This window comes from 'Chrysanthemum coronarium' phytoplasma, assembly GCF_000744065.1.
GTDB classification, from domain to species: domain Bacteria; phylum Bacillota_I; class Bacilli_A; order Acholeplasmatales; family Acholeplasmataceae; genus Phytoplasma; species Phytoplasma asteris.
Genome location: NZ_BBIY01000006.1, coordinates 1 through 9,394, shown reverse-complemented (window position 1 = coordinate 9,394; position 9,394 = coordinate 1). Strand labels below are relative to the sequence as shown.

The following is a 9,394-nucleotide window of genomic DNA, read 5'->3' as shown; positions in this document are numbered from 1 at the left end:
CTTACTGCTGCTGCCATTGGTAAACAAGTAGGAATCATCCAAGACAAGTTCGTTGGTTTAGACGGCTGTGACCTTGACAAAATGTCTTTAGAACAATTACAAGAAGTCCTCAAAAGCCCTCATCCAGTTGTCTTTTCACGCACTACTCCCAAACATAAATTAAAAATTGTTCAAGCATACCGCAACAATGGAGAAGTAGTAGGGGTTACTGGCGACGGAGTTAATGACATTTTAGCCCTTAAAGCAGCTCACATAGGAATTGCTATGGGAAAATCAGGCACTGATGTTGCTCGTAATGCTGCTGATATGATTTTATTAGATGATAATTTTGCAACTATTTCCAAAGCTGTTTTAGAAGGACGTTGTATTTATGAAAACATCAAAAAATTCATGACTTATGTCTTTGCTTCTAATATCCCTCAAATCTTTCCTTTCATCGCTATTGCTTTTTTAGGAGTTACAGAACCTTACTTATATGTTTTACAAATTTTAGCAATTGATCTTTTAACTGACTTAATTCCTGCTATTGCTCTAGGAGCTGAAGAAACTGACCCAAGTTTATTAGTCCAAAAACCACGTACTAAAAACGACCATCTAATGGACGCTAAAGTATTAAAACGTAGTTATGGCTTTTTAGGAATAGTTGAAGGTTTAATGTCTTTAGCATTTTTTTGTGCAGTTTACAATTTTAATACAAAAGACAACTTCTTCCTAGCTTCTACTATGGCATTTGGAGTTGTTATCTTTGCTCAAGTAGGAAACGCATTTGCTTGTCGTTCTAACAAACTTTACTTTTGGCAAACTATCAAAAAACCTAATAAAATATTGTACTATGGTATTATAATTGAAGTATTATTTTTTGTATTAATTACTAAATTTAGTTCTTTAAGTGATATATTCCATACTAAGGATATTAATATATCTCATTATTTATGGTTATTATTATGTCCTTTAGTTATGTTATTATTTGATACTATCTGGAAAAAAGTATTTGCATTTAAGAACCAAAAACAATCAAAAATAAACTAATACTTACAATTAAATAATTTATAAAAGACCTCTTTTTTAGAGGTCTTTTTTTGTTTATTAATATAATTATTAAGTCTCCTAAACTCATAAAACTACTTTTTTAACTATTATTGAGCGTTCTTTACGCAAAAAAAGAGTAAAATAAAAGTAAGGGAGATATTTTTTGTTACCTATAAAACTAAAAGGAAATGATAAAGGAGACAAAAAATATGCAACAACCACAAAAAGACAATAAAAATTTTATTGTACTTACAATAGCATTTACAGTATTAATGTTAGGATTAATTTTAGGTGTTTGTTGGGTTTTAAAATCTAAACAAGAACCAACAAAAGAAGAAACATTTAAAACCGCCCACACAAACTTACAAACCTGATTATATTAATAACGAAGGAACTTATACAGGAAGTCAAGGCAATCAAAATCCTTACTTGCCTTCTCAAACATTTACAACCACATCACAACCACAAACAACAAACTCTCAACCAACTCAAACCCAAACTCCAAAGGACAACCAACCAAAAAACAAAATTATGATTTTGATGGCACAAAAGATAATTACATCACCTACGAATACAACTACCAATGATTATTTTCATAATTGAAGCATTTCATAATAACCTCTTATTTATAAGAGGTTATTTCTTTTAATAATATTAATCATATATATAATAAAAAACAAGTTAATTAATTAACTTGTTTTTTATTATATCTTAATTTAACTTTATATAACGTTTTTCTTTGGGTTTAACTTCTTTTTTAGGAACACTTAATTTTAATAAACCTTGTTCCAAAGAACCTTTAATATCTTCTAAAAGAAAATCATCACCTAAATAAAAACTACGTCTCAAAAATCCTTGAAATATTTCTTTACGTATAAAATTAGCTTCTTTAATTTGATTTTTTTTAGAATTTTTAGCCTCAACTACTAAATAGCCTTCTTCCAAAGCAACTTTAACATCTTCTTTTTTAAAACCTGGTAATTCAATAGTAATAAGGTATTGATTGTCTTGTTCTTCAATATCAGTTTTCATAATATTGTTGTTGTTAGTTAAAGAATTTGTTTTAAAATCTTCAAATAAATTTTCTAATAAATCTTGATTTTGATTAATTAAACTAAATAGCATTTTTATCACTCCTTTTTTCTTCTTTCTAACTTAAAAAATGAAAAAACGATTTTCTATAATTTGTTCATTTGAACTTAAAGCGATTTTAGATGAAAATATAAATTTTTACTGTCTTTTTTGATAATCTCTTATATTTATTTTATTTTTTATAATATGTATAAAACATTTAATCCTTTAAGCTCAATTTTATTTTAACAAAAATTTTTGGCACTGTCAATACATTATTGCTATTTTTTTTACAAACTAATAAATAAATTTTAGGGTAAAATAATAATGAAGGGTGTTTTACATTTGAAATAAATCCCAAAAGAAAAAAAATACTTTTATTTATATTTTATTTAACATCGCTCATAATTAGAAAAGAGTTTTATGAAAAGAATTAATTTTTATCGTAAATTTATCTTATTTTTTAACATATCTATTCTTTTTTGGCTAAGTTTTATTCAATTACAAAATTACTCTTATACTAGTCAATTTATGAATAATTCCTTATATTTTGATAAACTACATGAAAATAACCAAACTAAAACTATTAAACAAACTATTAAAGCTTTGGAACAAGAAAAAGACATTTTAAAAGAAAACATTAAAAAAGATATTAAGGAAGAAAAAATTAAAAATAATAATCAAATACAAACCAACAAAGACCAAATTTGGCAAATACATACAAATGATAAAACTGCTTTGGGAATTATTTTTTATAGTTTCAAAATCACAAACAATAATGACAATAAAAATGAAAAAACACCATCAATTAACAATTCAGAACAAAAAATATATTTTGCTCTTACTCCTAAAAATATCATACAACCAAACAACATTATAAAATTATCAAATCCCCAAGGAGAAGAATGGGGCACTATTCAAAATCAAGTATTAACTCAATATAATATTTTTACTCCCTTATTAAAAGATTTTGATATTATCACTTTTAAATCCCACAAACAATATATAATTACTCCTTTACAAAGACAAAACAAATATCACCAAGGACAACCAATTCATTCTTTTTCTACAACTATACCACAAGCAATTGCCTTTCAACAAAGTCATATAAGTGAAGATATTGAAGTTAACAATGAATTAGATGAAATATTTATTGCTATTTCTAGTCGTTGTAATTCCAACAATAAACAAACTATGTTTTGGACTGAAAAAGGCAATTTAATTGGTTTTTTAATAACTCCTGAAATAAAAAAAGAAAAAGGAATTAAATATATTAAAGTGATTCCTTCCATAAATTTTAATAAACCTATAATAAATGACGGACCTCCAATAATAAAACTTATCAATGCAATTATCAACCCCAATAATATAAATAATATAGTAGATAAAGATACAGAAACAAAGACAAAGACAAAGGAAAAAGAACCGCCCAACAACCAAATACTAAAAGACCTCAATTTAATTACTTTATTTATCAATACTGGTTATAACCTAGGAACAGGAATAATTGTTTACAAAGAACAAATAAATAACCACACCACATATTATGCACTAACTAATCGTCATGTAATTGAAAGTTTTTATCATACATCAAATCACCAAAAACAAATAACAATCAAAAACAATCAAGGATTAAACAAGCAAGCAAAACTATATGCTTTTATTAATAACAATCGTGAATACGACGATATAGCTATCATAACTTTTACCATTCCTAACTCCGATACTACTAAAAAATTAGATGAAGTTCTTGCCAAATACATTAATTTTGATAAAGATATACAAATACCTATCCATCAAGGAGAACAAGTTTGGGTATTAGGTTGCCAAAAAGGCTTACAAACTAACCAATTCCAAAAACCAACAAAACTAAAATGGAAACAATGGTATTTTGACCTAATGCCTCACCAAAGACCTCAATTTAGACAAAATTTATTTAAAACAGGAGTTATTGCTTTTCTCAATGAAAAAGAAATTAACTCTGATATGACCCTAGATTCAGGCAATAGCGGAGGACCTCTTTTTAATGCTGAAGGAAAATTAATAGGCATAAATAGGAGTTATCATAAAATTTTGCGTATTTCTCAATCAATTAACATTAACTACATCAAACAACAATTCTATACTTTACTCAAATCCAAAAAAGAAAACATAGCAAATAACAACCCAAATAATATTGCATTCCAAACGACTAACACTAATACAAATCATATTGCAAACGAACTTAACGTCTTACAAAATGAAAAACTAAACGAACAAAAACCCTACATCCAAACAAACATCTTTTTAGAAGACCTCCATACTTATATAAAAGAACAGCCCGAACAAAAAATAATTTTTCAAAATAAAGACAACCAAGAAACTCTACTTACAATAAATTGTCATGGTTTAGAAACAATACAATTAGTTAATTTTGATACTCACAAATACAAGCAATTAGAAATTAGTTTATCAAACACTAATCAATTTAGCATCTCTTTACAAATTCAAATGTTTGATTATAACAATAAAAAAAGTTATGAAGAAACAATTCAAATCCCTAAAATTGACATAGATAAAATGTTTTTATCATTTACTAAACAAACTTTTTCTTATAACAACATTTTAGAAAGCCAAAAAAAGATTTTAGAAACTAATATCAAATTGGCAAAAACCACCTTCCAAAGCCCCACAAAACCAAATACTTTTTATAATCTTTTTGATAACAAAGAACAAATAATTAAAGAAGATATGTTAAAAACTATAGTTTTATGCCAAGATTATTACAATTCCCAAAATATCAACTTAGGAGTTATTATTGACAAAAAAACTGTAAATAATTCCGATAATACTTTTATATATACTGTCATTTTACAAAAAAATAGAACAAAACTAGACACTTCTTATCTCTTAGATGCTTTCCAAAATATTTGTAATGAAAACGTTAAAATAACTATCCAAACACCTTTTGGCTTACAAGATGAAAAAGGAAAATACAAAACCATAGCCACCCACAATAATCCTTTTAGCTACATAACTTTTGAATCTAGAACAAATTATCCTGTTTGTACCTTTGCTCCTGATAAAAAACTTTTATTAGGAGAAAAAATATATTTAATTAGTAATCATAATAACATCTCTGATAAAGCCTTAGCGCCTCATATTTTTCAAAGCCATTTAGCATTACTAGATAACCCAAACAGCCAAGCAATTACAATAGATAGTACTTTTTTAGAAAATTATTTTAACTTAGAAGAAAGCCTTTATTATAATAATTGGTTTGCCTTTGATTCTCAAGGAAATCTAATTAATATTTGCTCTCAACAAGATATTTATCATCTACACAAAAGTCAATTTCCTTTTATTACATTTCCCAAAAATAATATTTTTTCAAACAAAATACTAAACATTACTAATGCCAAAATAGCAATATTTTTAATATGGACTTTCATTTGCATTATAGTTTTTGTAATAATAGATATCAAAAGTTTTAAAGATAAATACAGTATTGTATATAAATTACAATATTTTTTGTCTTTTTAGAACTAAATAAACAAAAAAAGAGACTTAAAAAGTCTCTTTTTATCTTAATATCTTGTTTTTAGTATATTGATTTATTTTCCCACACTTCAACTTAACTTAAATTATCATCTTTCAATAAAATTTTAGTATATTGATGTTGAGTAAAGACAAAAATATCTTTAACATTTGCCATTTCTACTACATTACCATGATACATTACAGCACATCTATCAAAAAAATACTTAACTATGGATAAATCATGAGAAATAAAGACAATAGTAAGTTTTAATTTTTCTTTCAATTCATTTAAAAGATTAAGAATTTGTGCCTGAATGGAAACATCCAAAGCAGAAACAGGTTCATCAGCAATAATTAAAGTAGGTTTTACAATTAAGGCTCTAGCAATTACAATTCTTTGTTTTTGTCCTCCTGAAAATTCATGATGATAACGCGACAAATCATTTTCTTGCAATCCTACTAATTTAATCATTTCCAAAACTTGTACTTTTCTTTGATTTTTATCTTTAATTCCTTGACAAATTAAACCTTCTTCTACTAAATCTCTTACAATCATTCTTGGATTAAGAGTTTGATCAGGATCTTGAAATATCATTTGAATCTCTTTTAATTTTTGTTTATCTTTAAGATTTTGGGGATTTTTTTAAAACCTTGTTGAACTAAATATGTTTTTTTATCCACGCTACCACTAAATAAAACTGTTCCTGCAGTAGCATGAATAATACCTGCCATAATGCGTCCTAAAGTATTTTTACCTGAACCTGATTGTCCTACTAATCCAAAACATTCACCTTTATAAATAGTTAGAGAAACATCTTTTAATCCTTGAAATTTATTAGGAAAAATTTTAGAAACATTACTAACTTCCAAAATAACTTTATTGTTTTTAATTACAATATCCTCTTTTCTTTTGCAACTCCAAAATTAAATAAGGGACTTCAATTCGGGGAGCAAACTTGTTTAATAACCAACTACTTGCATAATGAGTAGCATATATTTTAAACATGGGAGGTTCTTTTTCAAAATTAATTTTTAAAGCATAAGGATTACGAGGAGCAAAAGCATCCCCCAAAATAGGAGCAGTAAGCAGATGAAGATTTCCTTGAATACTTTTTAACTTGCTGCCTTTCTTGGCAAAAACAGGCATAGATTGCAACAAAGCCCAAGTATAGGGATGTTTAATATTATAAAAAAATTCATGAGTAGTCCCATATTCAACAATCCTACCAGCATAAATAACAGCTATTCTATCAGCTACATATTTAACTACTTCTAAATCATGAGTAATAAAAATAATGGAAAACTTTTTTCTTGTTTTAATTTTTTAATCAAATCCAAAATCTTTTTTTGCACACTTACATCCAAAGATGTAGTAGGTTCATCACAAATTAAAATTTTGGCTTCATTAGCTAGAGCAATAGCAATTACAATTCTTTGACACATCCCACCTGAAAGTTGATGAGGATATTGATTGAAACGCTTCATAGGTTCGGGAATTCCTACTTCTTCCATCAATTTTAATACTTGATTTTTTAGTTGTTGATGAGTGCTTTTAGTCTTTTTTAATTGTAGGCTTTCATAGATTTGTTTACCAACTTTAATTAAAGGATTAAGACTTGAAAGAGGATTTTGAAAAATAATAGAAATCTCATTTCCTCTAATTTTATTAAATTGTTTGTCTTTCATTTGGGTTAAATCTAGGTCTTTATAAAGGATAGAACCTTTTTGTATTAAAGCATTATCAGGTAAAAGTCCCATTAAAGCTTTAGAAATAACACTTTTACCACTCCCCGATTCTCCTACTAACCCCAAAATTTCGCCTTCACCAAGAGACAAATTAATCCCTATTAGTGCATAGATTAAATGTTTTTTAACACGAAAATTAAGATTTAGATCACATATTTTAAGTATTTCTTTTTTCAAAAATAAATCCTTTATATATTTGCTTAATTTGTATAAAATATATTTTAGTTGGGGGATTGATTGTTTATTAGATGTTTTTTTGGTTGTTTATTTAGATAAAAGATATAAAGCTTCAGTATAAATTGTAGTTAAAGTAAGTAATTGATCAATTGTAAAGAATTCATCCACTTGATGAGCTAATTTTTTTAAGTCAATAAAGGCAGGTCCAAAAGGTACTAAATTAGGAGCACATTTTGCATAAGAACCACCTCCTATACACATAGGCTTAGAAGTAAAATCAAGAGTATGTTTTTGATAAACTTTTACTAATGTTTTCATTAAATCACTTTTGGGATCAACATACATCATACATAATAGGATAATGAAGCCCTTGTTTTAAAAGAAAATTATTCTCTTTAGCTGCCTTTTCTAATTGAAAAAGGATTTTTTCAAACATAATTCCTTTAGGATATCTCAAATTAAGAGCAAATGAAGTTTTATTTTTTTCTAATTTACAAACTCCAGAAAAACAAACCATATTATAAGTTTCTTCATCATAATGATCAATCCCTAATTTTTTACCATCTAAACTATCTACTAAATATTTATCATAAAAATTAACTAAATTATTGTTGATTCCTAATACTTTTAGCATTTTCATCAAATCATAAAGAGCGTTTTTTCCTTTTTCAGGAGTAGAACCATGAGTTGATTTGTCATAAACAGTTAATTTCCACAAATTAGAATATTTTTCTAAAGATGCTTTCATATCACTTTTTTTGCATATATTCATCAAATAAAGTTTTATAAACAGGATCATAAACTAAAAGTGCTTCTGCCAAATTAGGAACTACATTAGAGGCTTGCCCGCTTTGGATACTTACAATTTTGTTATCTGAAACTTCACCTTCAAAATTAAAAAATGTAAGTCCTTTTTCACAATAAACAGCAGGAAAATGACTATCAGGAACAAAACCAGATACAGGCATTTCAGGTAATTTGGTAAAATAGTGTTTCATACAACGAAATCCTGTTTCTTCATCAACACCTAAAATAAATTTAATTCTTTTTGATAAAGGCAAATTGAGTTCTTTTAATATTTTTAAAGCAAAATAAGAAGCTATCACAGGCCCTTTGTTATCTTGCGAACCTCTACCATAAATTTTATCATCCACAATTAAAGCTTAATAAGGAGGATAAGTCCAACCCGTTCCTGCAGGAACAACATCCAAATGACCAATCATACCAAACCATTCTTTTTGCTCTCCATATTCCATGTGACCTGCGTAACCTTCTAAATTAAGAGTTTTGAAACCGCTTTGGTTACCTAAATCCAGCATAAAATTAAGGGTTTGTTGGTTGCCTTCGCCAAAAGGAGCTACTTTTCTATGAGGATCAAAGGTGGTAAGTTCAGTGTTAATTCTTAATAATTTTTGAAAAGTCTCGATTAAAGGATTTTTTCTTTTTAAAACTTCTTTTTTAAAATCAACCATTATCTAACCTCTTTTATGATTGTGGATATTTTTTTATTTTAATTGTTTATTAAATTTAATTATATCAAAACTGTATCAAACATTTACAAATAAAATGCACCATTCTAACTAATTAGAAGCAGGATCAAAAGCTTCTCTAAGGTTTTTTCCCAACAAATTAAAAGAAAACATTGAATAAATTAAATAACTCATCGGAAAAATTAATAAATAAGAAAAAGACCCAATTTTATCAAAACTTTTATCAAGCAATTCACCAATACTAATAAATCCTCCAGGATATTTAATAACTCCTACAAAACTATAAACTGCCTCAGTTAAAATAAATCCTGGAATAGCAAGAGCAAAACTAGTTATCATTAGTACTATGATGTTGGGAAAAA

At 26.9% G+C, this 9,394-nt stretch carries 11 protein-coding genes and 2 pseudogenes; 4 read left to right on the top strand and 9 right to left on the bottom strand.

Features of this window, described 5'->3' with window-relative positions:
• The 3 genes from OYV_RS00475 to OYV_RS04920 form a co-directional block, all read left to right on the top strand.
• Positions 1–1,029 (top strand): HAD-IC family P-type ATPase (locus OYV_RS00475; RefSeq protein ID WP_042067641.1); only part of this gene is annotated, 1,029 nt, incomplete at its 5' end.
• Positions 1,030–1,238: 209 nt separating this feature from the next.
• Positions 1,239–1,403 (top strand): hypothetical protein, encoded by a 165-nt coding sequence (locus OYV_RS04925; RefSeq protein WP_172642330.1) that lies wholly within the window; start codon positions 1,239–1,241, stop codon positions 1,401–1,403.
• Positions 1,404–1,458: 55 nt separating this feature from the next.
• Entirely contained in the window at positions 1,459–1,632 is a 174-nt protein-coding gene (locus OYV_RS04920; protein WP_172642329.1) for a hypothetical protein, read from the top strand.
• Between the two features lie 108 nt (positions 1,633–1,740).
• On the opposite strand, the gene OYV_RS00470 is transcribed toward OYV_RS04920, so the two are convergent.
• Positions 1,741–2,154 carry an Hsp20 family protein gene (locus OYV_RS00470; protein WP_042067639.1) on the bottom strand — a complete coding sequence of 138 codons (414 nt, stop codon included), beginning with the start codon at positions 2,152–2,154 and terminating at the stop codon, positions 1,741–1,743.
• 477 nt (positions 2,155–2,631) lie between these two features.
• Here OYV_RS00470 and OYV_RS00465 point away from each other — a divergent pair, with 477 nt between their 5' ends.
• Complete coding sequence (locus tag OYV_RS00465; RefSeq protein WP_236620241.1) at positions 2,632–5,622, top strand: S1 family peptidase; 2,991 nt, start codon at positions 2,632–2,634, stop codon at positions 5,620–5,622.
• A gap of 91 nt (positions 5,623–5,713) precedes the next feature.
• Here OYV_RS00465 and OYV_RS05495 read toward each other — a convergent pair whose 3' ends face one another.
• The 8 genes and pseudogenes from OYV_RS05495 to OYV_RS00445 all read right to left on the bottom strand — a co-directional run.
• The gene (locus OYV_RS05495) at positions 5,714–6,214 is read right to left on the bottom strand and encodes an ATP-binding cassette domain-containing protein (RefSeq protein WP_052360376.1); all 501 of its coding nucleotides are present in this window, start codon (positions 6,212–6,214) and stop codon (positions 5,714–5,716) included.
• 11 nt (positions 6,215–6,225) lie between these two features.
• Positions 6,226–6,489 carry an ATP-binding cassette domain-containing protein gene (locus OYV_RS05490; RefSeq protein WP_052360374.1) on the bottom strand — a complete coding sequence of 88 codons (264 nt, stop codon included), beginning with the start codon at positions 6,487–6,489 and terminating at the stop codon, positions 6,226–6,228.
• A gap of 16 nt (positions 6,490–6,505) precedes the next feature.
• A pseudogene (locus OYV_RS05625) lies at positions 6,506–7,542 on the bottom strand (ABC transporter ATP-binding protein).
• Positions 7,543–7,629: 87 nt separating this feature from the next.
• Positions 7,630–7,890: a hypothetical protein gene (locus tag OYV_RS05215; protein ID WP_236620239.1), complete on the bottom strand. Its 261-nt coding sequence runs from the start codon at positions 7,888–7,890 to the stop codon at positions 7,630–7,632.
• On the bottom strand, positions 7,877–8,290 hold the full coding sequence (locus tag OYV_RS05210; RefSeq protein ID WP_236620238.1) for a peptidase dimerization domain-containing protein: 414 nt from the start codon (positions 8,288–8,290) through the stop codon (positions 7,877–7,879). The genes OYV_RS05215 and OYV_RS05210 overlap by 14 nt, the downstream gene beginning before the upstream one ends.
• A 1-nt stretch (position 8,291) precedes the next feature.
• On the bottom strand, positions 8,292–8,696 hold the full coding sequence (locus OYV_RS05205; RefSeq protein WP_236620237.1) for a M20/M25/M40 family metallo-hydrolase: 405 nt from the start codon (positions 8,694–8,696) through the stop codon (positions 8,292–8,294).
• A gap of 9 nt (positions 8,697–8,705) precedes the next feature.
• Positions 8,706–9,014, bottom strand: coding sequence for a hypothetical protein (locus OYV_RS05200; protein WP_236620236.1), 309 nt, complete (start codon positions 9,012–9,014; stop codon positions 8,706–8,708).
• Between the two features lie 108 nt (positions 9,015–9,122).
• Positions 9,123–9,394: pseudogene (locus OYV_RS00445) on the bottom strand (ABC transporter permease); the annotation flags it as partial.